This is a genomic window from Chitinophaga arvensicola (assembly GCF_900110835.1).
Classification (GTDB): domain Bacteria; phylum Bacteroidota; class Bacteroidia; order Chitinophagales; family Chitinophagaceae; genus Chitinophaga; species Chitinophaga arvensicola.
The window spans coordinates 235161-258880 of the sequence record NZ_FOJG01000002.1 but is presented as its reverse complement, the minus strand read 5'-3'; the positions used below and the strand labels follow the sequence as shown (position 1 = coordinate 258880).

The window sequence follows — 23720 nt, the reverse complement described above, 5'->3', positions numbered from 1 at the left end:
CCATAAGCAAACCTTTAATTATTCTGACTTCATTATCCTATAATTCCTATAGACTAATGGGACGCAAAGCTATTGTGCCTACATGATAAAAACAAAAAAAATGTTAAAAATGTTGAAGGAATTTTTTTTCATAAAAATGGATTTCAGCTACAGGTGTGGATTTGATTGTTAAAAAATATGATGAGCGGAGCAGGCAGTGAGATGATATTGCGGTCGTACTTACCTCCCGGTACCACACTATCCTCCATATTTAGCCACCTTTATGCATGAGTAATACAATGATAACCCCGGAGGTGGTAAGGGTTATATTTGCCACCGCGTAGGCCACTGTATAACCCAGTGCAGGTACCTTACTGTTGATGGCGTCTTGTACGGCCAGCAAGGGGGCAGATTCATCGTGCGCACCGGCACAGGCGCCAAGCCCGATGGCCGGATGAAATTTAAATACATATTTGGAGAGAAAAAGCGCGAGCACCATAGGCAGGAGGCTTAAGATTACACCCGCGAGAAAAAGTGTCACTCCTTCTTCTCTCAAACCCTGTAAAAAACCCTGACTGGCACTCAGGCCTACAATGGCTATAAACACATGCAATCCTAATTTTGTCAGTACCCATTGTGAAGCAGCAGGAATGTAACCGAAACGGGGGCGGATACCACGCATCCAGCCAAAAACAAGACCGGCAATCAACGCGCCACCGCTGGTACTGAGTTCCACCGGAACGTTGCCGATATGTACACTGAGACTGCCGAACAGCGTACCTGCCACAATACCGGCGGAGAGATATACGATATCTGTTTCTACGCCGCCTTTTTCTTTATACCCAAGCGCAGTTACTGCGGTGTCAAGGTCTTCCTGGATACCCACCAGATCTACCACATCTCCTTTCTGGATAATGGTAGAAGCATGCAATGGCATTTCAATACCGGAGCGTAAAATTTTACGGACACTGATTCCGTGAAATTCCGGCCGGCGGGTAAATGCTTTCAGTGGTTTATTATGCGCCGCTTTATTGGTAATGATCACCGTTACAGATTGCACCGGGAAAGTGAGTAATTCCGCATCGGCCACTTCTTTGCCCAATAAGGATTCCGAAGCAATGGCCGCTGCACGTTGTCCGCCGATCGCAATAATATCTCCCGGTTTTATTTCAAAATCAGGGCTGGTTTCCATCAGCTTTCCTTCCCGTCTCACACGCAGGATATAGAGTAATCTCTTTTTATCGTGGAGCATATCTTCAATGGCAGCGATAGATTTACCTTCACCTATCAGTTCTTTATTCACCAGATACGCGCGGAAGGCCACCTGGTCGTAGGCGTTAGTGATATTCTCCTCTCCTTCTGAGCCGGTATCTGCCGCCACTTTTGCTTCCATTTCCTTTGTTTGTTCAATCAGTTTGGCGCGGCTACCCGACATAAACCAGGGACCGATGACAGACAGGAACCAACTGGTACCGGCAGTGCCAAAAATATAGGTCACGGCATATGCCACCGGGATCTGATTGATCAGCGTATTTTTTTCATCGTCTGAAATATTGAGTTCATTGATCGTATTGGAAGCTACCCCGATAATAGCAGAGCAGGTGTTGGCGCCAGACATCAGCCCGGCGGTAGTACCAGTTTCAAAACGCAGCAGGGAGGCCAGCCCCCAGCAGAATAAAAGACTGCTGCAGCAAACAATAAAAGAGAACAGGGCAATGGGAAGCCCGTCTTTCTTTAACCCCTGGAAAAACTGTGGCCCGATACCATAACCGGTACAAAATAAAAAGAAGAGAAAGAAGATCGATTTTGTTTCTGAAGGAATATTGATGTGTAAACTGCCAATTGCGATTCCCACAAGCAGTACGCCTGTAACGGTGCCCAGTGTAAAGCCTTTGATATGCACTTTCCCGATCAGGAAACCGATCAGCAAGGTTAGCATCACCGCAATTTCAGGGTATTTCTGTAACGTTTCAATAAACCAGGGGAGCATAATTGAAATTTAAGGTTGCGCTTATATTACAATTATATTCCCCTGTTGGTTCGGTGTAGTGATGGTTATTCTTTAGGCCGTTCCTTTTTCAAAGGCTTCATCAATGAGCCAGTTACCGCTGTCGGCCGCCTGTGTGGCCAATTCATCGCAACGGTTATTAAAAGGATTGCTGGCATGACCTTTTACCCATTGCATTTTCACCTGGTGTTTTTTATACAGCGGGATGAAGCGCAGCCAGAGGTCTTTATTTTTCTTCTCTTTAAAATTTGTTTTTACCCAGCCCCATAGCCAACCTTTCTCAATACTATCTACCACATATTTACTGTCTGTAAAAACGGTAACGGCTAAACCCTCTTTTTTCAGGGCTTCCAGCGCCACAATCACTGCCAGGAGTTCCATCCTGTTGTTGGTGGTTTTACGATATCCCTGTGATAATTCTTTCCGTACGTTTCCCCAGATCAATACTACGCCATATCCACCCGGGCCGGGATTGCCTCGGGATGCACCATCTGTATATACTACCAGTTCAGCCATGTTCATTTTTAAAGAAGCGCGAAGATAAGTATAAAGTGTGAAGATGCAGCCGGGAAGGCCTTTTGCGCTGCCTGCCGCATCTCCGTTCTTTTATACCTGGAACACCCCTACGTTGAACGCTTGTTCTACAGGCGCATTGTTAGCGGCTTTGATGCCTTCCGCAATCCTGATCCGGGTATCGGCAGGATCAATGATATCATCCACCCAGAGCCGGGAAGCTGCATAATAAGGCGTGGTTTGTGCATTGTATTTATCGGTAATTTCTTTCAGGAGCCTGGCTTCTTCTTCCGGTGTAATTTCCTGTCCTTTTGATTTCAGGGAAGCCACCTGGATCTGCAGCAATGTTTTAGCCGCCTGTTCTCCTCCCATCACCGCTATTTTAGCGGATGGCCAGGCGTATATAAAGCGGGGATCATAGGCTTTACCGCACATGGCATAGTTGCCGGCGCCGTAGGAGTTGCCGATGATGACCGTGATTTTCGGCACGACGGAATTAGATACCGCGTTCACGAGTTTTGCGCCATCTTTGATGATGCCGGAATGCTCACTTCTGCTGCCAACCATAAAACCGGTAACATCCTGTAAAAATACCAGGGGGATTTTTTTCTGGTTACAATTCATAATGAAGCGGGCCGCCTTGTCGGCGCTGTCGTTGTAAATAACGCCACCCATCTGCATTTCGCCCTTGCGGCTTTTTACAATCTTACGCTGATTGGCAACGATACCTACAGCCCATCCGTCGATGCGGGCATAACCACAGAGAATACTTTTGCCGTAGTCCTGTTTATACTGATCAAAGGTATTGGCATCCACTATCCGTTCTATCACTTCGAGCATATCATAAGGCCTGGAGCTATCTGCGGGCAGTACACTGTCCAGGTCTTCTGTAAGTTTGGCAGGGGCTTGTGGTTCAATCCGGTCAAAACCTGCATTCTCGGGTTTACCAAGTTTGCTGACGATGCGTTTGATCTGATCGAGGCATTCTTCGTCTGACTTAAATTTGTAGTCCGCTATACCGGAGATCTCGGTATGTGTAACGGCGCCTCCTAACGTTTCCGCATCAACGTCTTCTCCGATGGCGGCTTTTACGAGATAGGGGCCTGCCAGGAAAATGGAGCCATTACCTTCCACCATCAGTACTTCATCGCTCATGATGGGCAGATAGGCGCCGCCGGCTACGCAACTGCCCATCACCGCAGCAATCTGGGTAATGCCCATAGCGCTCATGCGTGCATTGTTGCGAAAAATGCGACCGAAATGTTCCTTATCGGGAAATATTTCATCCTGCATGGGAAGGAATACACCGGCGCTGTCTACCAGGTAAATCACCGGCAGGCGGTTCTCCATGGCGATTTCCTGAAGGCGCAGGTTTTTTTTGCCAGTCATGGGAAACCAGGCACCGGCTTTTACCGTCATGTCGTTGGCGACAATCATGCACTGGCGGCCGCTAACATAGCCAATACCCCCAACTGTACCGGCGGCGGGGCATCCGCCGTACTCTTCGTACATGTCGTAGGCGGCGAAAGCACCGATTTCTGTAAAACGGGAATCCCTGTCTATTAAATACTGAATGCGTTCCCTGGCTGTGAGCTTTCCTCTTTGTCTCACTTTCTCCAGGCTTTTCTTTCCGCCGCCCTGTTCGATGGTACCGAGGCGTTGTTTCATGGTGCTGATTGCCATCCGCATAGCATCTTCATTTTTGTTGGTCTCCAATTGCTGCTGATCCATAACGATGGTTTTTATATTCTTTAAAAATAAGGGAAAGAATTCAGTAAATTGCGAATTAGGGAAGGCTACCGGCGTTTCAGTCCGGATATCTTTTAAAATAGAAATCCTATTGTATGTCTTTGTTACTCGAACATTTCGCCATATCACTTGAAAATCTTTACAAAGGTGAGCCCTGGATCGGCGTCACTTTTTACGAACATCTTTCACGCATAGATGCCCGGCAGGCCATCAAAACTTTTGAAGGCTCCAACAACACCTGGCAGATTGTAAACCATGTAATATTCTGGCATCAGCGGGCGCAACGATATATGCACAATGAAGCTCCTGAGCAGGACGGGGATCTTCCCGATTTCTACATGCCCGAAAATAACGGGGAGGAGAACTGGCAGGCCACCCTGCACCGGTTGTCGCATTCCTTTGAGCAGATAGTAGCCACTATCCGTAAGTTTCCGGAGAAAGAACTGTTTGATACCTTTCCCGGCACCGGGAACAAGGCCATTTACTACATACAGGGCCTGGCGGAACACGATGCCTACCACCTGGGACAGATTGTAATGCTGCATAAATATGCGTAAGTGAAGCGGAGTTGATGCGGCTTTAAAGCGGCCCTTTCACTAAAACAAATCCATGTCATAACGCTGTTCATACAGCTGTTGCCCCCACAATTGCAGGTGCTTCTCCCCTGTTTTGCGGAAACCCGCCTTTTTGTAAAGGGCAATCGCCGTTTCCTGCATGCTGGTCGTCATCAGGTAAACTTTCTGGTAATGCTTTTCGCGGGAGAAATCCAGTGCCTGTTGCAGTAATTGCTTACCCAGACCCCTTCCCCGGAAATCGGGATGGATAATGAACCAGCGGAGTTGGGCCAGGTGGCGCGAGGAGCCCAGAATCGCAACGGAACCCACGATCTGGTTATCTGCAATAGCCAGAAAGATACGATCCTTTGCCGGATTATAGGTAGGGAGGAATTCGTAAAACGTCTTGCATACATATGCTTCAAACTCCAGGTTGTAACCAGACTCTCTTGCATAGAGATGTCCGTGGAGGTAAATAAGGTATCCTACATCGCCGGGCTGGAGGTTATAACGGAAATGGATATCCGAAACAGTTTCCCCCGGCTGGGCGGATAATACCTGTTCAATGGTTTTCATAGCGCCTGCCACCTGTTGCTGCTGCTTTTCCGACAGGTGATCTGTCAGCTGCCTGATTTCATAGGTCGACTTATCCTCCAGGCCCGCCAGCATTTTTTTACCGGCAGCGCTCAGGTGCAGAAAAAACGTACGTCCGTCGGCGGTAGACTGCTGACGACTCAGTAATCCGCCTTTCTCAAACTTCTTCAACATCCGGCTCAGGTACCCACCATCTATTTTCAGAATGCCGATCAACTGCCCGGCAGTACATTTTCCCAGTTGGCCGATTTCATATAATACCCTCACTTCCGACAATGATAAATTGCTTTCCAGTATATGCTGGTTCAATAACCCGATCATGCCGGTATAGAAGCGGTTAAAACGGCGGATGTCGCTGACAACTGGAGAATCGATGCTCATAGATGCTTGTTTATCAGGCAAAATTAAATAATTACTTGACAAAAGCAAATTATTTATTTGCCGATGTCAAGTAATTTAAACCAGCAATTTTCAGACATAATCCGGTCGCTGGTAACACCTGACAAGTCCTAAGCCCTGAAAAGAATCCCCTGAAATTCCCATTCCGGCGATATGCTGAACACACTATCTTTGCGTCTTTGCTCTTTTGCGCCTTAGCGGGAAAGTAGTATCTTGATTAAATTTGATTTATGTCTCCAGGATTATTATTCTCATTCGTCATTGCCTACTTTGTAATTCTGCTGGTGGTAGCCTGGTATACGGGCCGCAACTCCAACAATGACTCTTTCTTCATCGGCAACCGCAATAGTAACTGGATGCTCGTGGCTTTTGGTATGATAGGTACCTCTCTCAGCGGGGTTACCTTTGTGAGCGTACCCGGAGCCGTTGGCAGGGATGCCTTTTCCTACATGCAGATCACGCTGGGATATTTTATCGGGTATATTACCATTGCCTATGTGCTGATCCCGCTTTATTACCGGCTACAGCTTACTTCTATCTATAATTACCTGGATAGCCGCTTCGGCAGAAGTTCCTATAAAACAGGCGCATCGTTCTTTATCCTCTCCCGCACCCTGGGCGCTACCGCCAGACTTTACCTGGTGGTAAGGATTTTACAGGACGCGATCCTGTCCAGCTTTGGGGTTCCCTTCTGGATGACCACCCTGATCATCTTATTCATGATTTTACTATACACCTATGAAGGTGGAGTGAAAACGATCGTGTACACCGATACCCTGCAAACCACCTGTATGCTCGCCGGCCTGATCATTTGCGTAGGCTTTATCCTGCATACGATGAACCTGAGTCTTGGTGAAAGTATAACGGCTATGCATGAACGCGGGCTCACCACCATCTTCAACACAGACCCGGATAGCAAGCTGTTTTTCGTCAAACAGATCCTGGCGGGGGCATTCATCACGATTACGATGACCGGTCTTGATCAGGAAATGATGCAGAAAAACATCTCCGTAAAAACGCTGAAAGACTCGAAGAAGAACATGGTGTCTCTGGCTTTTATCATGGTGATCGTTATTGGCCTCTTCCTTTTCCTGGGAGGTTTGCTTCATTTATATGGCGCCCAGCAGCAGGTTGCTGTTACGGGAGATAAATTATTCCCGGAGCTGGCATTGCATCATATGCCGCCCGTGATTTCCGTGATCTTTATTATTGCACTGATATCCGCACTGTTCCCCAGTGCAGATGGCGCTATGACGGCACTCACATCTTCCTTCTGTATCGATATCCTGGATATGCAGCAACGGACCGACTGGACAGAGGAACAAAAGAAAAAATACCGCCAGCGGATTCACCTCATCATGGCGTTGGTATTCCTGGTGTTTGTGATGGTGTTTGAATGGGTCAATAACCAGAGCATGATAGGCGTAATCCTGAAAGTGGCCACTTATACCTATGGCCCTTTACTGGGATTATTTGCCTTTGGGATCTTGACCAAACGTAAAGTGAAAGACGCGCTGGTACCATTGGTATGTGTGGCTGCTCCCCTGCTTTGCCTGGCAGTAGATCTGAACCAGAGCAGGATTTTCGGCGCCTTCCAGATAGGGCTGGAATTGCTGATCATCAACGGGCTGTTTACTTTCCTCGGATTGCTGCTGATCTCCCGCAAAACAGCTTAACTTTTTTTCCGGCTGCAGTGAGCAGCACTGTAGCCGGAAAACTTCCTATTCTATTTCCTTCGTTTTATTCAGGTGATGCAGTTCGAGTACGGTTGTTTTACCGTTATCGCTTTCGCGGTACATCGGTACAAATTTCCGGTTATACACTATTTCCTGGTAGGTGTAGGAAGTGCGCTGCAACACGGTATTGGAATACACATCATTAAAGCCCCTTACCGTTACGTAAATCTCAACATCTGCGGTTTCCATATCCTGCGCATTGAATCCTAGAAGCGGACTGTCCTCATCAATGGCATGCACCACTGTCCAGTTCATCGACAAGGTTTCAATCTTATTTCTTTCCAGCGCCAGGGTATAAAATCTGTACACGGCCGCTCCGTTTTCCTGCACCTGTAAAGCAATCGTCACCAATACTTCCACATTGGTAAGGGTATGATTTTCCTTGTAGGAAGCAAAGCGGAACATCAGCGCAGTTTTATCCTGGTAAGGCGCTATCAGCGCATGATCGCTGAACAACAGATGCGCCCTGGGTTTGGAGAACCGGCCATAGATAAGACCCGTTGCCACAGCAAACGACAGGAAGCCGGTCATCGCTTCTATAGAGGCCACCAGGTTAACGCCATCGCCAATAGGATTCACGCGGCCATAACCCACGGTGGTAAAGGTTTCCGTGCTAAAGAAGAATATTTCCTTAAAGCGTGCCCAGGGTGTTTTACCAATAATTCCCTGGAAACCATCCGTTCCTATCCACCAGTAAATACCGGAATACATCAGGTTGATGGAAAAATAAAACAGCAGGATTACCGCCGCAAACTGCCAGGCGGGTACATTCAGTAAAGCATGATAGATATTGAAACGGTGCATAAATGAACGTCCTTCCCGACGAATATTAAAGCTACCATCCCGGTTAATAAAACGACCACCGTATCCATTTGCGTTAATGCCAAATCCGGTGTCGTCGTTTTGTCTGGAAAAAGGGTTTATTCTTTTCAGCAAGGCCATAAAGGGGTGTTTGAGGCGTAAAGCTAAGAAGATAATCGGAATCCGGTTGTAACTGTTTGGATGGCGTTAACGGATGGGAATTTGTTTCTTCGGAAGAAAAATGATCGTGAATTCCTCTTTAAAAAAAATTGGCCGGACAACATACGTTACCCGACCAATCACTTTATAATTATCCAATTATTGGCAATCTCCATCTGGTGTACAAACGGGGCCGGACAAAGTATCCAGCGTATTTACCGGTTGTGTGCTCTTCCATTCTGCAAACGACTGTTGCAATGTTTGTGTAAATGCCTCTACCGGTTGAGCGCCGGAAACGCCGTATTTACGGTCCATTACAAAGAACGGTACGCCTCTGATACCAAGTTGCTGTGCTTCGTTGACATCCCTGTTAACAGCGGCAGCCAGTTCTGTGGTATCCAGTACAGCGGCCACAGTGGCTTTGTCCAGTCCTATTTCCACTCCTAATTCCAGTAACGTAGCGTGATCGCTCACGTCTTTCCCTTCTGTGAAGTAGGCGTAAAACAATCTTTCTTCTGCTGCGTCGCCGAGGCCCTGTTGTTTGGCCAGCTGAATCAGCCGGTGCGCATCAAAGGAGTTCGCAATCACTGCCTTATCGAAATTATATGTAAGACCCGCTTCCCGGGCGGTTCCCGTCAGTTGTTCGTGCACGGTTACTGCCCATTCACGGGATTGCCCTTTCATTTCTGCCACATAATCATATACATCCTTTCCAGGCTGGGATTTGAGGGAAGGATTGAGCTGGAAGCTCTTCCATTCCACCGTGATATTATCTTTGTCGGGAAACTGCTCCAGCGCCTCTTCAAATCTCCGCTTGCCGATGTAGCAAAACGGACACATGATATCTGACCATATTTCTACTTTCATCTATTTTAATTTAAGTTCCATCTACAAAGTTAATATATTTGCTATCAAAAAGTAACCAGTTTCCTTAAAGTAAGTGCTTTACTGGAGGTAACCAACTGTATGCAGATGAAGACAGAAGAACTCACTATTAATTGTGGCAAACCATACGCGGAGGAAAGCAGTCATACCGACTGCCACAAAGTAATTATGCCGGTCAGAGACGCGCTGGATGTGATCAGCGGAAAATGGAAGCTGCCCATTATCATCGCAGTTTCCAGGGGGCATAAGCGTTTCCGTGATATTGAACGAAGCATTCCAAAAATCACCTCCAAAGTGCTTTCCAAAGAATTAAAAGACCTGGAAACGCATAAACTGGTGAAGCGGACGGTATATGATTCACAGCCGGTATCGGTGGAATATACCCTGACGCCCTACGCCGCTACGCTGGACAGCGTAATAGGAGCCCTGCAGAAATGGGGCATTCAGCACCGCAAGAAAATACTGGGTAAATAAAATGAAATGGGCTGACAAGTGAAAACTGTCAGCCCGGCAACCGTATTTTATACTTCAGAGATCTTCAGGACAATCTTTCCCCTGCCTGCTCCTCCGTTTTTACTGTATTCCTGTGCGGCAGCAGCCTGCGAGAGTGGCTGGAATATCTTACGCACATAAGGTTGGATCAATCCCTTATCCAGCAGCTTGTGTACCTCCTTCATGGCGGCGAGCGTTTTGGTACCGCCCCATTGCGCACGAACACCCGCTGCAGTAACCTTTTCCGGATCCGGCATCTGTACAATACTCACCAGCAGTCCATCTGGTTTGAGCACCTGCAGCGACCTTTCGGTGGTATCTCCCCCTACGGTATCCAGCACAATGTCAACCGAGGATACCTGCGTTTCAAAGGGAGCTGCTTTATAGTCGATCACCTCATCGGCGCCAAGGGAAGTTACAAAATCGATATTTTCAGCGCTGGCAGTGGCGATAACATATGCGCCGGCGTTATAGGCAAGTTGTACCGCGAAATGACCTACTCCCCCTGCCCCCGCATGGATAAGAATCCGCTGGCCTTTTACCAGCCGGCCTACATCAAACAATGCACCCCAGGCGGTTTTAGCGCCTCCCATGGCAGCAGCTTCCTCGAAAGTGAGACTATGGGGTTTGCGGAACAGCAGTTCTGCCGGTGTAACGGCGTATGTGGCATAAGAACCATCTACCGCACCATACACTTCATCTCCCACCTTTTTACCGAAAACGCCCTCTCCTACAGCAGTAACGATACCCGAGGCTTCTACGCCCGGCACATAAGGCAAAGGATGTTTCATAAAACCTTCTCTTATTTTCCAGTCGATAGGATTAACGCCACTGGCAACTATTTTGATCAATACCTGGTCTTTTGCCGGTACAGGAACAGGCACTTCCTGCAGTTGTAACTGCTCAGGGCCTCCATATTCATGAACACATATTGCAGGGATGTGGAGGTTTTTCATAGCTTTTTTTATGCTAATGTATCGAAATAAGAATTACGAATGACAAATCCATAGTTCGTAATTCTTTACCTTTGCCGTTCATATTATAGTAGTATCATGACTTTTGGTGATTTAAACCTGAATACTCCATTATTAAACGCGTTAGATGAATTAGGCTATAAAAGGCCTACTACAATACAACAGCGCGCCTTTTCCGTTATTATGTCCGGCCAAGACGTATGCGGTATTGCGCAAACCGGTACCGGTAAAACGTTCGCTTACCTGTTACCTACCCTCCGGCAGTTTAAGTTTTCGAAAGAGAAATATCCGACTGTTCTCATCATTGTGCCTACCCGCGAGCTGGTGGTACAGGTGGTGGAAGCGGTAAAGAAACTCACCACCTATATGAATGTATCGGTGCTGGGTATTTATGGCGGCGTGAACATGAACCCGCAGATGGAAGCGGTACAGGACAAACTGGATATCCTGGTGGCCACTCCCGGACGCCTGTACGATGTGATCCTCAGCGGCGCTTTAAAAGTGAAACTGGTAAAGCGGCTGATTATCGATGAAGTAGATGAAATGCTGAACCTGGGCTTCCGTACACAGCTACGGAACATCATGGACCTGTTGCCCCAGAAGCGCCAGAACCTGATGTTTTCTGCCACCATTACAGAGGACGTTGAGAAAATGATTGAAACGCATTTCGATAACCCGGTACGGATTGAAGCAGCGCCTACCGGTACTCCTCTGGAAAACATTGATCAGATTGTATACAGGGTACCTAACTTCTATACGAAAGTGAACCTGCTGGAAATGCTGATTACGGATGATAAGAGCATGACCAAAACGCTGATCTTTGCGGCTACCAAACAGCTGGCAGATGACCTGCACGAACAGCTGGAAAAAGAGTTTCCCGGCCAGGTGGGCATTATCCATTCCAACAAAGAACAGAATCACCGTTTTAATACCGTACGTAAGTTTCAGCAGGGCGAATACCGCTTCCTGATTGCCACCGACATCATTGCCCGTGGACTGGACATTGCAGAAGTAACCCACGTTATCAACTTTGATACCCCGGAAGTACCGGAAAGCTATATTCATCGTATAGGCAGAACCGGTAGAGCCGACAAAAAAGGTATCTCCATCCTGTTTACCAAAGATGCAGAAGTAGAAAACCTGACGCGGATCGAGGCATTGATGAACTATTCGATCCCTGAGGCCCCGCTGCCTGAAGATCTCACGATATCCGAAGTATTAACGGAAGATGAGAAACCAAAGGTACACATGCGGAATACGCTGGTAAAAGCGCCCAAGCGGGAAGATGTTGGTCCGGCTTTTCATCAGAAACTGGCGAAAAACATGAAGACCAACAAAAAGGTGACGCACAAGGAAAAGATGATGTTGAAATATGGCAAACCTAAGAAAAGAGGCGCCAAAAAGAAATAAAGACAAAGGATGTATTGTACCGGAACCTGGCTTCCGGTACAATATCACTACTTCAGGATTTCCCTTTTCATATACCCTGCACTTTTAGCCACACAGCTCAACGCATCCGGTACATAGTTGTTACCCTGCTCTACGAAAATGTGTTTTAACCCGGACAATTTCGCTTCCGGCAGTATCTTTTTAAAATCGATAGAACCGTCTCCCACTACGGTATGCAGGTCAGGATCTTTCTTGTCCATGTCTTTGATATGCCATACCACGAACCTGCCCGGCTGGCGGCTAAACAATTTGTGCGGGTCCTGACCGGAGCGGATGGCCCAGTAAAGGTCCAGCTCCATTTTTACCAGGGCCGGATCTGTTTCCTGGAGAATCACATCATAGCCATATTTGCCATCCATCTCTATAAATTCGAAGTTGTGGTTGTGATACAGCAGCTGCAGTTTTGCTTTTTTCACCTGCTCTCCTATTTCATTGAGGGTAGCGGCAAGCAGTTTGAATTTCTCCATATTGCGGAGCTGGGGATCCAGCCATGGCCATACGATATAGTCCTGTTGAAGGGTAAGTGCACCATTGATACAATCGTCGACGTAACGGATGCGCTCTTCCCTGCTGACATTATTGATCAGGAATTTATCAATATCATAGTGGCCACTGGAGGAGGTAAGGCCATTGTCATCCAGCAGGCTTTTAAAATCTGCCGGCTTCATGCCCCAGTAGAACTGGTTATTACCATGATTAAACCCGTAGGTTTCCACTTCCTTGTATCCAAAGGAAGCCACTTTTTTCAGCACGCCCTTGGGATCCTGCTTCATGTCGTTGTTGAGGGAATACAGTTGTAGTCCGAGTTTGTAGTTAAATGCGGGGGTGGCGGCCCATGCGGGGCTGGCCCAGGCAGCAGCGGTCATGATGCCTGCCTGTTTTAGGAATTGTCGCCTGTTGCTCATTCGTAGAATTTTTATGGAGGATAAAAGTACTCGGTGCAATCGGCTGATCCTTGTAAAAATGCGAACAAGGATTATCTTGCGGTATAGAAAGCTCCACGTTATGCTTAGTTACAGGGAATACCCGGTGGCACCGGTTTTATCCGCCTATATCAAGAAGTTCTGGGTGTTGGACAATTCGCAGGAGTCAACACCGGCGGGCGATAAAAGTATTCTTCCCAATGGTTGTACTAACCTGGCTTTTATCTATGGTCAGGGTATCGGGATCCGGAGCCGGCAGACCGACATCTTTCTGAAAGCCGGTATTTATCTTGTGGGGCAGCTGAGTACCAGTATCCGTGTCAGTATTGCTCCTTTCACAAAAATTACGCTGACGCAGTTTTATCCCTGGACGCCAGGGTTGCTGATGCCGGGTTCCCTGGCAGATACGGCGGGAGGATTTATTCCCCTGGGAGATGTGGATCAGCGGCTGTATCGTTTGCTGGAGCCGTTTTCGCCGGATGATGAGGCGGGCATTATGGCTTTTTTCTGCCGGTCGCTGACCGGATTAATCATTCATCCCGGGCGGCAGGAGGTGCTGCAGGCCGCTTGTAATACATTACGGACACGCCGGGGTGGCATGGCTATCCGGGATCTGGCGGATGAACTGGGCTGTTCGACCCGGCACCTGGAAAAAGAGTTCAGACGCGGTTTGGGGATTACGCCAAAGGATTATGCGGGTATTATCCGGGTGCGAAGCCTGGTGGATGCGATGGTGCACCAGCCATTGGATGGGCCGGTGAGCCAGCTGGCGATGGCATATGGCTTTTACGACCAGGCCCATTTTATCAAGACTTTCGGGGCGATCACGCATACTTCTCCCGGTAAATTCCAGGCGGCGGACTTTCTGCTGCAAAACGGAGGTGAGGGCTTTTAGCATTTCCGGAATAACAATTCATTAACAAACTAACCATATAATTAAAAAACCATCCATACCCCGTGAACGAATATATTCTGTAAGTGTGCATGTTATTATAATAAAATCTGTTGTCTTTCGGATAGTTTTCCTCATTGCTTAAAATAGCCATGCAGTCATCTGCCGGGAGATATCGTTTTTCCTTTACCGCGTATCAGTAACCATTTTGACAAAAAACAGGTCGGAGCCAGGCCTGTCATTATCAACTAAATCCCAGCATGAGTGCATCTATCAACGATATTGAATTGCTTGCACAACTGAAATCGGGCAGCGTTTCCGCTTTCCAGTATTTTTATGAGAGTTACCGGCAATGGTTATACGTAACTGCTTATACCATACTGAAAAATGAAACAGAAGCCCAGGAGCTTGTCCAGGATTTCTTCATAGATTTCTGGCAGAAGGATCTGAGTGCGCGGATTGATCTGAGTTCCACAACTTCCCTTAAAAACTTTCTTTTTGTCAGCGTCCGTAACCGCTGTCTGAATAAAATTGCCAAAGATGCCACCCGAAATAAACGTTTAAAAGACATTATACTGCCTGAAACCTACACCATTCCTCAGAGCAGACTAGAGAACAATGAATTAAAAGAGCAGCTGGAAACCGCCATCAGCCAGCTTCCGGAGCGTCAGTCCATGGCATTCAGACTTGCCTACCAGGAAAACAAAACGCGAAAAGAGATAGCCGCCTTCATGGACACCACTGAAGAAACGGTAAAAAAGCAGGTAGCCAACGCGCTGAAAACTTTAAGGGCATCTTTAAAAAAAATCCTTTTTTGATACCCCGCCCAATTAAATAATCGGTTAATAGTGTACATGAACAGCGCAGACGAAATATACAGGCTAATGACGGAAAAGCTGGCGGGAATAATTTCCGCAGCAGATGATCAGTTATTGGAGGAACTTATCGAAGAAGATGCAGTAGTACGAGAGAAATGGGAGCAACTTTCCATGATGCATGTTCCGCCACCTCCCGCCCCCTGGCAGGAAGTGATTGATTTTGTGCAGCCCAAACCGCCTATCTACCGGAGAATACTTCCGTGGGCAGCCGCAGCGGCCGTGATCGCTATCGTGGCACTGACGGTATGGAAACTGGACTTTGTCACCAAACCCAAACATGCTCCTATAGCCAGCATCAATAAGGATGTACTGCTACAGGTCGACGGAGCGCCCACGATTAACCTGACCCAGGCCAGCGGAAGCATCACGATCGGCGGTAAACAGATTCCCATAAAAAATAATACGCTTTATCTCAATGCAGCAGATGACCTTCCCAAAGGCATCCGTTCATTGATAGTACCACATGGCAACAGCTATGAAGTGGCCCTCCCCGACGGGTCCGTAATAACACTTAATGCGGCTACCCAACTGGATTTCCCAGCTTCTTTCAAAGGAAATAACCGGGAAATTACCCTTAATGGGGAAGCCTATCTGAATGTAGCACAGCGTGCCGGGAAACCATTCCTGGTGCATCTTCCCAACAGTACCGTGGAAGTATTGGGTACTACTTTTAATATCAACAGTTATGACAGCAGCCTGGTAAAGGTATCGCTGGTAACGGGTAAAGTGCGGATGAAGGCCGGCAAAAAAGTCGTGATGATGAAACCCGGACAGCAGGCCATTTTCAATAAACAAGCTGCCACCCTCGATACACAACCGTTTAATGCTACCGTTGAACTGGGCTGGCAGAAAGGCCTTTATTGCTTTTCTGATACGCCGATGGACGAAATCTGCCAGGCTATTTTCCGCTGGCATGGCGTTCATGCCGTGCTGGATCGCCCGGACATTGCCAGCAGAACCTTCACCGGCCTGCTGGATAAAACCACACCTATGAGCTTCTTCCTGGAAGGGATCAAAGCGACCACAGGTACTGATTATTATTTTACGGCAGACAGCACCCTGCATTTCAAATAATAGGCAATACAAAGGAAATAACCATGAGTCAACCAGCAACCAAATACCTATTGATCCAACCTGGTGAAAGAATATGTACCAGGTACGAGTGCGTTCCCAGCTACCTCCAATCACAGCTGATCCCGAATGCCAAATGCTTTATCGACAACGATGAAAATGGCGTCATCATTGATCAGCAGATCGAAAAGCATGACCTGTCTATTCATTATCACCTGGTTCAACTGAATGAAGGGGTGGAATTAGCTACCATAGCGCCCGACAAAAGATATATGTCGGCCTGTATTTCGGGTTTTATAGAAAACACCTCCCCCGTTCCCATGAAAATGATGCTGGGGAAAAAAGAAGTAAATACCCAGAACGGAGGCACAGACACCGCTACCATGGTCACTGAAAAGGAATTCGTTGTTAACTTCCACGTGAACCTGCACCTGGGATATGCTAAATATCTGAAAGATGATTATCCCATTTTCAAAACATTGAATACCCGCGAAGCAGATATTACAAAACAACCCTGTCCGAGCATTCCATACCGCCTGAATGAAGTGAATTACCAGATTATGCACCGGATCCGGAGTTGTAAACTGATCGGCGAAGTAGCGGATGTATTTTTCCGGCGCAGCGCCCTGGACTTCTATTTCACGTATCTCCGTTATCTCAAGGCGCCTGCTCCCCTGATGCTGATGGAACAACACCGGCAACAGCTGCGGGAAATAGCCAATTTCATTATTCACCATCCCTCAGAAACAACGGATAAGGAAGATCTGTGCGACCGGTTCCATGTAGCCACAGAGTTCCTGGAAGCTCCTTTTGAACAGGAATTCCTGATCCCCGTGGAAGACCTGATCCTGCAGGAGAAAATGGCAATGGCTTTTAATCTCATCACCGAAACAAGTCATACCCTGTCTCATATTGCCAGCATTGTTAAGTATAACAGCTGGGAAGAACTGAGAATGGTATTTGAAAAATATTATAAAACCAACATTGCAGAATTGCGTAGCGCACAATAACCCCTTACCTGTGGTCACCCGGCGGCGGCTTGTGCTGCTGCTGAGTACCATCGGGCAATTGCTTCAATAATTCCTGTATAAACAGATCAGCCGCCTTTTTACGATAAGTCCCTCTTTGCCAGATGATATAGGCACGGCGTTGTAACTCCTTTCCTTCCAGCGTAATCGCTACCAGGTTTTTCCAGCCACGCAATGCCCGCTCGTTGAGCAGTGTAGCCCAATGTCCTTTTTCCACCAACAGCAAAATAGAATGTACATCATTCATCTCGATCCGGACCGCCGGTTGTATCTTATTTTTCGATAATGCTTCATCCAGCGAATCGCGGGCACTGAATCCCCTCGAAGGAAAGATCATATCTATGTCGGCCAGTCTCGACAGGCTGATCTTCTTCAGTCCTGCCAGCTTGTGCTTCTTCGAAACGGCCATCACCAACCGGGACTGGAACAACTCCTGTGTATCGAAATCTTTATAGGAGGCATCCTGCTGGAAAGCCAGCAGCAGGTCCAGTTCGGAAGCTCTCAGTTTACTTTCCAGCAATTCCGTAGTGCCATATTCCACATAAATACTGATACCTGGGTATTTCACGGGAAAAGTAGTGAGGGCGGGCAACAGGAATGATGTAAACGCATAAGTAACACCAATGCGTAAATCACCACTCAGCATATTCTGCAAATCTTGTATTGCCTGCCGGCCTTTTTCTACATCGAGCAGGATCTGGCGGGCATGGAGCAGGAAAACACCGCCTGCTTCTGTGAGGTGCACATGCTTACCAATACGGTCGAACAGCAACATGCCCAGTTCATTTTCCAATTGCTTGATCTGCTGCGATAAAGTGGATTGCGTAATATACAATGCCTCCGCAGCGGCAGTAAAATGGGCCATTTCAGCGGCTTTCACGAAATACATCAGTTGTCGCAGCTCCATTTATCAATCGTTTTTACCAATGAATATCATTAAAACAATCTATTTAACAAATATACTCCATTGACCGAAATTTGCAGCAGTTTAATGAGAAGACAATCTCCTAAATATGATTTTCAGATGGATGTTTTTCGTGCTTTAAAATCCCGGAATTTCCGGTTATTCTTCTACGGACAATCAGTTTCACTAATAGGTACCTGGATGCAGAAAACGGCGGTATGCTGGCTGGTATACCGGCTCACCAACTCGGCAGTACTGCTTGGAGTAGTGAGTTTTGTGAGCCTGATCCCTTCACTTTTATTATCACCTTACGCGGGCAGTTATATAGACCGGCATAACCGTTACCGGATCCTGATGATCACACAGATCATTTCTATGCTACAGGCAGGCGCTCTGGCACTGATGATCCTTTTGCGCAACTATAATATACCAGGCATTATTTTCCTGTCGCTCGTACAGGGTGTGATCAACGCTTTTGATGTTACCTGCCGGCAGTCGCTCATGGTGGAGATGGTGGAAGACAGGGACGATCTGCCCAATGCGATTGCGCTGAACTCAACAATGGCCAACTTTGCGCGTATAGCGGGTCCGGCGCTGGCTGGGATTATACTGAGTACCTTCGGGGAAGATTTTTGCTTTGTAAGTAACTTCCTCAGCTACGTGCCGGTATTGATTTCGCTGTGGATGATGAAGATTGTGTTGCCACCGGTAATAAAATCCGACCGGAGTATCTGGGCGGAGCTGCGGGAAGGCTTTCATTATATTTCAGGAGATAAAGACCTCTCCTCCCTGTTGCTGATGCTCTCCGCCAGCAGCTTGTTTGTGATTCCATTTAACACGCTGATGCCAGTATTTGCGAAAGACATTTTTCACGGCGATGCGAAGACATTCAGCTGGTTTGAAAGTGCAGCGGGTCTTGGTTCTATTGTGTCGGCTATTTACATGGCTAAACTCAAGGCAGGTAAGGACCTGGTAAAGATCCTCATTACAGCCAGCCTTATATTTTCACTGAGTGTGTTGTTGCTGTCATTGTCAGGATGGCTACCATTAGCGCTGCTGTTTATGATGATGTCCGGTGTAGGTATGATGGCACAAACAGCTTCTATCAATACCTATATTCAAACACATGCCATTCCTGCCATGCGGGCCAGGGCCATCAGTTACTATATCATGGCATTCCAGGGAATTATCCCGGTGGGTAGTCTGCTGACCGGATTACTTGCGCATTTCATAGGCCCGAGGTTAACCGTATTGGTAGCGGGTTTGGCAGGCGTACTGGCTACTGTGGTATTTGTACATTACCGCCGGAAACTGAATGATTCTACGGGAGAAGGAGGCGTGCACACGAGTATGCCAGCGCAAGCAGCTTAGGAATTGCCTCCGGCGACTGTCTGTAAACCAAACAATCGCCGGAGACAATAAGCTACCGGATAACCGCTGCAGGCACTCCTTCGCGGGTAATCTTCACCCGTTTGATATGGCCATTCTTATCAAAATACATTCTTTCAATACAGGTTTCGCGGGAATTCGCTGCTGTCTCTGTGAGCGGGCGACGGTGATATATAATATACCAGCGGTTTTCCTTCGGAACACTGATCACAGAGTGATGGCCCGCGCCATTAGCGATGGTGCCGTCCTGTTCCAGGATTTTATCGATCCTTTTAAAAGGCCCCATGGGAGAATCGGCAATGGCATAGGCTACACTGTAGTCGGGGCCTGTCCACCCACCTTCGGACCACATAAAGTAATATTTCCCGTCTTTTTTAAACATCGTAGGTCCTTCTACATATTTCTCCGGTGTAATTTCCTTAAAGGTAGTCCCATCCGCAAAAGGGATAAAGCCTGTGAAATCGGGTTTTAATTGAGCGATATTGCAATGCCCCCAGCCACCGTAGATGAGATAGTCTTTTCCATCGCTGTCCTGGAATACATACTGATCAATAGGTTGCGCCTTGTTGATAATCTTATCTACCAGGGGTTTACCGAGGTAATCTTTAAACGGGCCAGCAGGATTATCCGCCACAGCCACACCGATACCACCGGTTTCTTCATTGTTCTGAATATCGTTGGCGCCGAAGAACAGGTAATATTTGCCAGCTCTTTCTACAATAGCCGGCGCCCACACAGCGCGTTTTGCCCATTTCACATCAGCTGTATCAAGAATACGTTCATGCTTTGTCCAGTTAACGAGGTCGGGAGAAGAGAATGCGTCAAAGAACACCTGTTTCTCATAGGCCGCAGAATAAGTGGGATAAATCCAATATTCTTTTCCGAAAATAACACCTTCCGGATCTGCGTACCAGCCCGGGAATACGGGGTTTCCGGATAGTTTTTCTTTCTTTTTCTGCTGGGCCATTGTCAGCTGTGTACTTCCTGCCAGTAACAACAGGGCTATCATTCTTTTCATGTAACCAGAATTTTATGAATCGTTAAAAATAATAAAAAACGTTGGTCGTTCTAAGAGATAACAAATTTCTGCTATATTTTTTCACTAATTTTATTGTTCAGAACGGAAATCACATGAAGCGCGGAAAAAAAATAATCAGGCTATTGCTGATCGTCATCGGTATTTTCCTATTGGTGATGGGCGTTGCCGGCGGTATCTTATACAGTCAACAGGAGCGGCTCACCCAAATGGCGGTGAAAGAGCTGAACAAGCAGTTTGCAGGGGAACTGGTGATCACCAAAAGCAGTATCTCCCCTTTCAGCAACTTCCCTTATATATCTATTGCCTTACATGACGTGCGTTTTTTTGCAGATAAAAGAATGAAAGGCGCGCCTTTATACCAGGTGGAACGTTTATACGTAGGCTTTAGCTTACCCGATATCCTGCAGCAGCATTACAATGCGCGGATCATTGTGCTGGCCAACGGGCGCGTGCATGTGGCCCGTTATGCCAATGGCGATGTAGACCTGATCAAGGCGCATGAGTTTAAAAGTACCGGCCCGTCGGCGCCGGCCGACTCCACAGAGGCCATGATGCTGGATCTTAAAAAAATTATCCTGAAGAATATTGACGTTACCTACCTAGATGGTGTGTCCGGTATTCATGTAAACACGCATATTGATAAGATTAAAACTGCTTTCTCCATGGATTCGGCGCGTATCGCCATTGATATGGACAGCAAGCTGGAAATAGACATTACCGGTAAAACTGATACTTCGCTTTTCCGCCATAAACAGCTGCAGTTCAAACTGGCCGCCGTTTACGACAAGCAGAAAAAACAACTGACCTTACCTCCGGGCACCATCCGGCTGGAAGAGGCATCGTTACAGTTGCAGGGAATTGCCAGCGAACGGTATGTAGACCTGAAAGTAAAAGGCGACAAACCCGATATGAACCTCCTGCTGGCAATGGTGCCGGCAGATGTAGCCGCCATGCTGGAAAAGTACCGTCACGACGGCCGCATTTTCTTCGACGGCATCGTAAAAGGCGCTATCGGCAAAGGCGTAATGCCCCTGATGGAATTTAATTTCGGTTGTGAAAATGTATGGTTCCAGAATAAGAAAATAGACCGCAAAGTAGATTCTCTCGGCTTCAAAGGATTTTATACCAACGGCGCCGCCCATAACCTGCAAACTTCCGAACTGCATATTCTGAATTTTAACGCAAAACCGGGAACAGGCGTATTCAAAGGCAACTTTGTAATGAAGAACTTTACCGATCCGCAAATCATCATGCAGTTATATTCTGAACTGAACCTGCGTTTTGTGGGCGAGTTCCTCGGTATAAAAGACCTGGAACAGATCAGTGGTGAAATCAAGCTGAACATGAATTTCCGGGAACTGGTAGACATGCGGATCCCGGAAGAAAGTCTGGCAAAGCTAAAAGAAGGCGTGCAGAGCGAACTGACGGTTAAAAACCTGGAATTCCGTATTCCCGGTTATCACCTGCCGGTGCGTAATATGAATGTGCATGCAATGATTCAGCAAGGCAGACTACAACTGGATTCCATTGCTTTTCGTATAGGCAGCTCCGATATCCTGGCCCAGGGCGCCATCAGCGATGTGCCGGCCTTATTCCACGCGCAGGACAAACCCGTAGCAGTGAATTTCAGCGCATCCAGCAAGCGTTTACAACTGGGTGAATTGTATAAGTTTGATTCCACCCACCCTATTCTCTCCAAAGAAGTAATTACCGGTTTTAACATAGGGCTTGCCTTTGAAACATCCGTTAAAGAATTATTACATCCAAATCCTTTACCTAAAGGGACCTTTAAAGTGGAGAAGCTGTATGCAAAGTTCCAGCAATATCCGCATGCGCTGCATGATTTCAACGCTGCAGTGATCATCAACGACACCAGTCTGCGGGTACCCAATTTCAGCGGCAACATCGACAGCAGTGGTTTCGCGTTTAAAGGCAGGTTAAATAATTATCTCATCTGGTTCGATAAAATCAAAAAAGGAAATACCGAAGTAGCCTTTGACTTTAAATCCAGCCGCCTGGCGGTGAATGACCTGGTGAGTGAACGTGGCCATAAATTCATCCCGCAGGGATATTGGTATGAAGAAGCGAATAATGTATGGTTACGGACAAAAATGAATATTAAATACGATACGGTATTCAAAAAAATAGACGCAAAAATTGCCAACATCAGTGGTACACTGAAACAACATCCCATCAACATAGAAAACATTACCGGCAGGATACGCTACGGTAATAACCGTTTTATTGTGATAGATACGCTGACCGGTAAAGTCGGGCGCACCGACTTTGACCTGAACATGCGCTATGCCGTAGGTCAACGGAAAAACAAAGAAAAGAAAACGAACTATTTCCGGTTTAAATCCAATATGCTGGATATCGATGAACTGATGAACTACGATTTCAGCGAACACCCGGTGGCTACAGCGGCGCCGGTACGCCGTACCACGGTCAGGGAAAATGATTCACTGCATGCGGCAGGATTTAATGTGTTTAATATTCCGTTTTCTGAATTCGAAGCACAGGTGGATGTGAAAAAAGTGAAGTACAAAAAGCTGTGGTTGAAAAACCTCCTGGCGAATGTGCATATGCGGGAAGACCGCAAAATCAAAGTGGATACCATCGCCATGAATGTAGCTGGTGGCCACGTGGCCATGCGGGGTATGTTTAATGCAGCGGATCCGCAGAAGCTGTATTTTAAGAATGGTATTTATGTGAAGAACGTGGATCTGTCAAAACTGCTGATCAAATTTGATAATTTCGGGCAGGACTTTATGCTGAACAACAACCTGCAAGGCACGTTGAGCGGGCATATCAAAAGTAATATCCGTATGCATCCCGATCTGACGCCGGTGCTGAGTGAAACCGAGTCGCAGATGGATATTGAAATCTCCAATGGCACACTGTTGGATTTTGGTCCGATGCAGGCGATGGCAGGCTATTTCAAGGATAAAAACCTGCGCATGGTACGTTTTGACACCCTGCGTAATAAGTTATCGCTGAAAAACGGGATGCTGGAAATTCCCAACATGAACATCAATTCTTCCCTTGGTTATATTGAAGTTTCCGGGAACCAGTCGCTCGATATGAGCATGAACTACTACCTCCGTATTCCGATGAAAATGGTCACCCAGGTCGGCTTCCGTGCTCTTTTCGGCAAGAAGCAGGAAGAGGTGGATATCGACCAGGTAGATGCCATTGAATACCGGGATAAGGATAAAAAAGTACGTTTCATGAACCTGAATATTTCAGGCACGCCTGATAAATACAAGATTGCTTTAAAGAAAGCGAAGAAAACGACGTAGTA

The 23720-nt window shown here is 47.0% G+C and carries 20 protein-coding genes; 10 read left to right on the top strand and 10 right to left on the bottom strand.

Annotated elements, in window-relative coordinates; translation table 11 throughout:
- Positions 1-250: 250 nt before the first annotated feature.
- From aspT to BMW79_RS18320, 3 genes are all read right to left on the bottom strand, one after another.
- Complete coding sequence (gene aspT, locus BMW79_RS18330) at positions 251-1969, bottom strand: aspartate-alanine antiporter (protein ID WP_089897112.1); 1719 nt, start codon at positions 1967-1969, stop codon at positions 251-253.
- A gap of 72 nt (positions 1970-2041) precedes the next feature.
- Entirely contained in the window at positions 2042-2503 is a 462-nt protein-coding gene (rnhA, locus tag BMW79_RS18325; RefSeq protein WP_218150378.1) for a ribonuclease HI, read from the bottom strand.
- Between the two features lie 90 nt (positions 2504-2593).
- Positions 2594-4231 carry an acyl-CoA carboxylase subunit beta gene (locus tag BMW79_RS18320; protein ID WP_089897110.1) on the bottom strand — a complete coding sequence of 546 codons (1638 nt, stop codon included), beginning with the start codon at positions 4229-4231 and terminating at the stop codon, positions 2594-2596.
- A gap of 113 nt (positions 4232-4344) precedes the next feature.
- Here BMW79_RS18320 and BMW79_RS18315 point away from each other — a divergent pair, with 113 nt between their 5' ends.
- Positions 4345-4806 (top strand): DinB family protein, encoded by a 462-nt coding sequence (locus BMW79_RS18315; RefSeq protein WP_089897109.1) that lies wholly within the window; start codon positions 4345-4347, stop codon positions 4804-4806.
- A gap of 39 nt (positions 4807-4845) precedes the next feature.
- On the opposite strand, the gene BMW79_RS18310 is transcribed toward BMW79_RS18315, so the two are convergent.
- Positions 4846-5778 (bottom strand): bifunctional helix-turn-helix transcriptional regulator/GNAT family N-acetyltransferase, encoded by a 933-nt coding sequence (locus BMW79_RS18310; protein WP_089897108.1) that lies wholly within the window; start codon positions 5776-5778, stop codon positions 4846-4848.
- A 248-nt stretch (positions 5779-6026) separates the two neighbouring features.
- On the opposite strand from BMW79_RS18310, the gene BMW79_RS18305 reads away from it, so the two are divergent.
- Positions 6027-7472 carry a sodium:solute symporter gene (locus BMW79_RS18305; RefSeq protein WP_089897107.1) on the top strand — a complete coding sequence of 482 codons (1446 nt, stop codon included), beginning with the start codon at positions 6027-6029 and terminating at the stop codon, positions 7470-7472.
- Positions 7473-7517: 45 nt separating this feature from the next.
- Here BMW79_RS18305 and BMW79_RS18300 read toward each other — a convergent pair whose 3' ends face one another.
- On the bottom strand, positions 7518-8474 hold the full coding sequence (locus tag BMW79_RS18300; RefSeq protein ID WP_089897106.1) for an ion channel: 957 nt from the start codon (positions 8472-8474) through the stop codon (positions 7518-7520).
- A gap of 177 nt (positions 8475-8651) precedes the next feature.
- Positions 8652-9359, bottom strand: coding sequence for a DsbA family oxidoreductase (locus tag BMW79_RS18295; protein WP_089897105.1), 708 nt, complete (start codon positions 9357-9359; stop codon positions 8652-8654).
- A 105-nt stretch (positions 9360-9464) separates the two neighbouring features.
- Here BMW79_RS18295 and BMW79_RS18290 point away from each other — a divergent pair, with 105 nt between their 5' ends.
- On the top strand, positions 9465-9851 hold the full coding sequence (locus BMW79_RS18290; RefSeq protein WP_089903918.1) for a winged helix-turn-helix transcriptional regulator: 387 nt from the start codon (positions 9465-9467) through the stop codon (positions 9849-9851).
- A 47-nt stretch (positions 9852-9898) separates the two neighbouring features.
- Here the strand turns inward: BMW79_RS18290 and BMW79_RS18285 are convergent, their stop codons facing one another.
- On the bottom strand, positions 9899-10825 hold the full coding sequence (locus tag BMW79_RS18285; protein WP_218150377.1) for an NADP-dependent oxidoreductase: 927 nt from the start codon (positions 10823-10825) through the stop codon (positions 9899-9901).
- 96 nt (positions 10826-10921) lie between these two features.
- Here BMW79_RS18285 and BMW79_RS18280 point away from each other — a divergent pair, with 96 nt between their 5' ends.
- Positions 10922-12253, top strand: a complete 1332-nt coding sequence (locus BMW79_RS18280; protein ID WP_089897104.1) for a DEAD/DEAH box helicase — start codon at positions 10922-10924, stop codon at positions 12251-12253.
- 47 nt (positions 12254-12300) lie between these two features.
- On the opposite strand, the gene BMW79_RS18275 is transcribed toward BMW79_RS18280, so the two are convergent.
- Entirely contained in the window at positions 12301-13197 is an 897-nt protein-coding gene (locus BMW79_RS18275) for a sugar phosphate isomerase/epimerase family protein (protein ID WP_143059212.1), read from the bottom strand.
- Positions 13198-13297: 100 nt separating this feature from the next.
- On the opposite strand from BMW79_RS18275, the gene BMW79_RS18270 reads away from it, so the two are divergent.
- The 4 genes from BMW79_RS18270 (at position 13298) to BMW79_RS18255 (ending at position 17066) form a co-directional block, all read left to right on the top strand.
- Entirely contained in the window at positions 13298-14110 is an 813-nt protein-coding gene (locus BMW79_RS18270) for a helix-turn-helix domain-containing protein (RefSeq protein ID WP_177192241.1), read from the top strand.
- A gap of 257 nt (positions 14111-14367) precedes the next feature.
- Positions 14368-14925: an RNA polymerase sigma factor gene (locus BMW79_RS18265; RefSeq protein WP_089897101.1), complete on the top strand. Its 558-nt coding sequence runs from the start codon at positions 14368-14370 to the stop codon at positions 14923-14925.
- Positions 14926-14961: 36 nt separating this feature from the next.
- Positions 14962-16059 carry a FecR family protein gene (locus BMW79_RS18260; RefSeq protein WP_089897100.1) on the top strand — a complete coding sequence of 366 codons (1098 nt, stop codon included), beginning with the start codon at positions 14962-14964 and terminating at the stop codon, positions 16057-16059.
- A 23-nt stretch (positions 16060-16082) separates the two neighbouring features.
- Complete coding sequence (locus BMW79_RS18255; RefSeq protein WP_089897099.1) at positions 16083-17066, top strand: helix-turn-helix transcriptional regulator; 984 nt, start codon at positions 16083-16085, stop codon at positions 17064-17066.
- Positions 17067-17070: 4 nt separating this feature from the next.
- Here BMW79_RS18255 and BMW79_RS18250 read toward each other — a convergent pair whose 3' ends face one another.
- Positions 17071-17991, bottom strand: a complete 921-nt coding sequence (locus tag BMW79_RS18250; RefSeq protein ID WP_089897098.1) for a LysR substrate-binding domain-containing protein — start codon at positions 17989-17991, stop codon at positions 17071-17073.
- A gap of 117 nt (positions 17992-18108) precedes the next feature.
- On the opposite strand from BMW79_RS18250, the gene BMW79_RS18245 reads away from it, so the two are divergent.
- Entirely contained in the window at positions 18109-19359 is a 1251-nt protein-coding gene (locus BMW79_RS18245; protein ID WP_089897097.1) for an MFS transporter, read from the top strand.
- Positions 19360-19411: 52 nt separating this feature from the next.
- On the opposite strand, the gene BMW79_RS18240 is transcribed toward BMW79_RS18245, so the two are convergent.
- A complete protein-coding gene (locus BMW79_RS18240) occupies positions 19412-20395 on the bottom strand; it encodes a glycoside hydrolase family 43 protein (RefSeq protein WP_089897096.1) in 984 nt (327 codons plus the stop codon).
- A gap of 113 nt (positions 20396-20508) precedes the next feature.
- Between BMW79_RS18240 and BMW79_RS18235 the strand changes: the two genes are divergently transcribed.
- On the top strand, positions 20509-23718 hold the full coding sequence (locus BMW79_RS18235) for an AsmA-like C-terminal region-containing protein (RefSeq protein WP_089897095.1): 3210 nt from the start codon (positions 20509-20511) through the stop codon (positions 23716-23718).
- The last annotated feature ends 2 nt before the right edge of the window (positions 23719-23720 follow it).

What these genes read in the sequence shown, in the direction of transcription:
- BMW79_RS18310 (WP_089897108.1), bottom strand. Translation starts at nt 5,778, where the DNA reads ATGAGCATCGATTCTCCAGTTGTCAGCGACATCCGCCGTTTTAACCGC.
- BMW79_RS18275 (WP_143059212.1), bottom strand. Translation starts at nt 13,197, where the DNA reads ATGAGCAACAGGCGACAATTCCTAAAACAGGCAGGCATCATGACCGCT.
- BMW79_RS18315 (WP_089897109.1), top strand. Translation starts at nt 4,345, where the DNA reads ATGTCTTTGTTACTCGAACATTTCGCCATATCACTTGAAAATCTTTAC.
- BMW79_RS18295 (WP_089897105.1), bottom strand. Translation starts at nt 9,359, where the DNA reads ATGAAAGTAGAAATATGGTCAGATATCATGTGTCCGTTTTGCTACATC.
- BMW79_RS18235 (WP_089897095.1), top strand. Translation starts at nt 20,509, where the DNA reads ATGAAGCGCGGAAAAAAAATAATCAGGCTATTGCTGATCGTCATCGGT.
- BMW79_RS18280 (WP_089897104.1), top strand. Translation starts at nt 10,922, where the DNA reads ATGACTTTTGGTGATTTAAACCTGAATACTCCATTATTAAACGCGTTA.
- BMW79_RS18245 (WP_089897097.1), top strand. Translation starts at nt 18,109, where the DNA reads ATGGATGTTTTTCGTGCTTTAAAATCCCGGAATTTCCGGTTATTCTTC.
- BMW79_RS18285 (WP_218150377.1), bottom strand. Translation starts at nt 10,825, where the DNA reads ATGAAAAACCTCCACATCCCTGCAATATGTGTTCATGAATATGGAGGC.
- BMW79_RS18320 (WP_089897110.1), bottom strand. Translation starts at nt 4,231, where the DNA reads ATGGATCAGCAGCAATTGGAGACCAACAAAAATGAAGATGCTATGCGG.
- BMW79_RS18260 (WP_089897100.1), top strand. Translation starts at nt 14,962, where the DNA reads ATGAACAGCGCAGACGAAATATACAGGCTAATGACGGAAAAGCTGGCG.
- BMW79_RS18290 (WP_089903918.1), top strand. Translation starts at nt 9,465, where the DNA reads ATGAAGACAGAAGAACTCACTATTAATTGTGGCAAACCATACGCGGAG.
- BMW79_RS18240 (WP_089897096.1), bottom strand. Translation starts at nt 20,395, where the DNA reads ATGAAAAGAATGATAGCCCTGTTGTTACTGGCAGGAAGTACACAGCTG.
- BMW79_RS18265 (WP_089897101.1), top strand. Translation starts at nt 14,368, where the DNA reads ATGAGTGCATCTATCAACGATATTGAATTGCTTGCACAACTGAAATCG.
- BMW79_RS18250 (WP_089897098.1), bottom strand. Translation starts at nt 17,991, where the DNA reads ATGGAGCTGCGACAACTGATGTATTTCGTGAAAGCCGCTGAAATGGCC.
- rnhA (WP_218150378.1), bottom strand. Translation starts at nt 2,503, where the DNA reads ATGGCTGAACTGGTAGTATATACAGATGGTGCATCCCGAGGCAATCCC.
- BMW79_RS18255 (WP_089897099.1), top strand. Translation starts at nt 16,083, where the DNA reads ATGAGTCAACCAGCAACCAAATACCTATTGATCCAACCTGGTGAAAGA.
- BMW79_RS18270 (WP_177192241.1), top strand. Translation starts at nt 13,298, where the DNA reads ATGCTTAGTTACAGGGAATACCCGGTGGCACCGGTTTTATCCGCCTAT.
- aspT (WP_089897112.1), bottom strand. Translation starts at nt 1,969, where the DNA reads ATGCTCCCCTGGTTTATTGAAACGTTACAGAAATACCCTGAAATTGCG.
- BMW79_RS18300 (WP_089897106.1), bottom strand. Translation starts at nt 8,474, where the DNA reads ATGGCCTTGCTGAAAAGAATAAACCCTTTTTCCAGACAAAACGACGAC.
- BMW79_RS18305 (WP_089897107.1), top strand. Translation starts at nt 6,027, where the DNA reads ATGTCTCCAGGATTATTATTCTCATTCGTCATTGCCTACTTTGTAATT.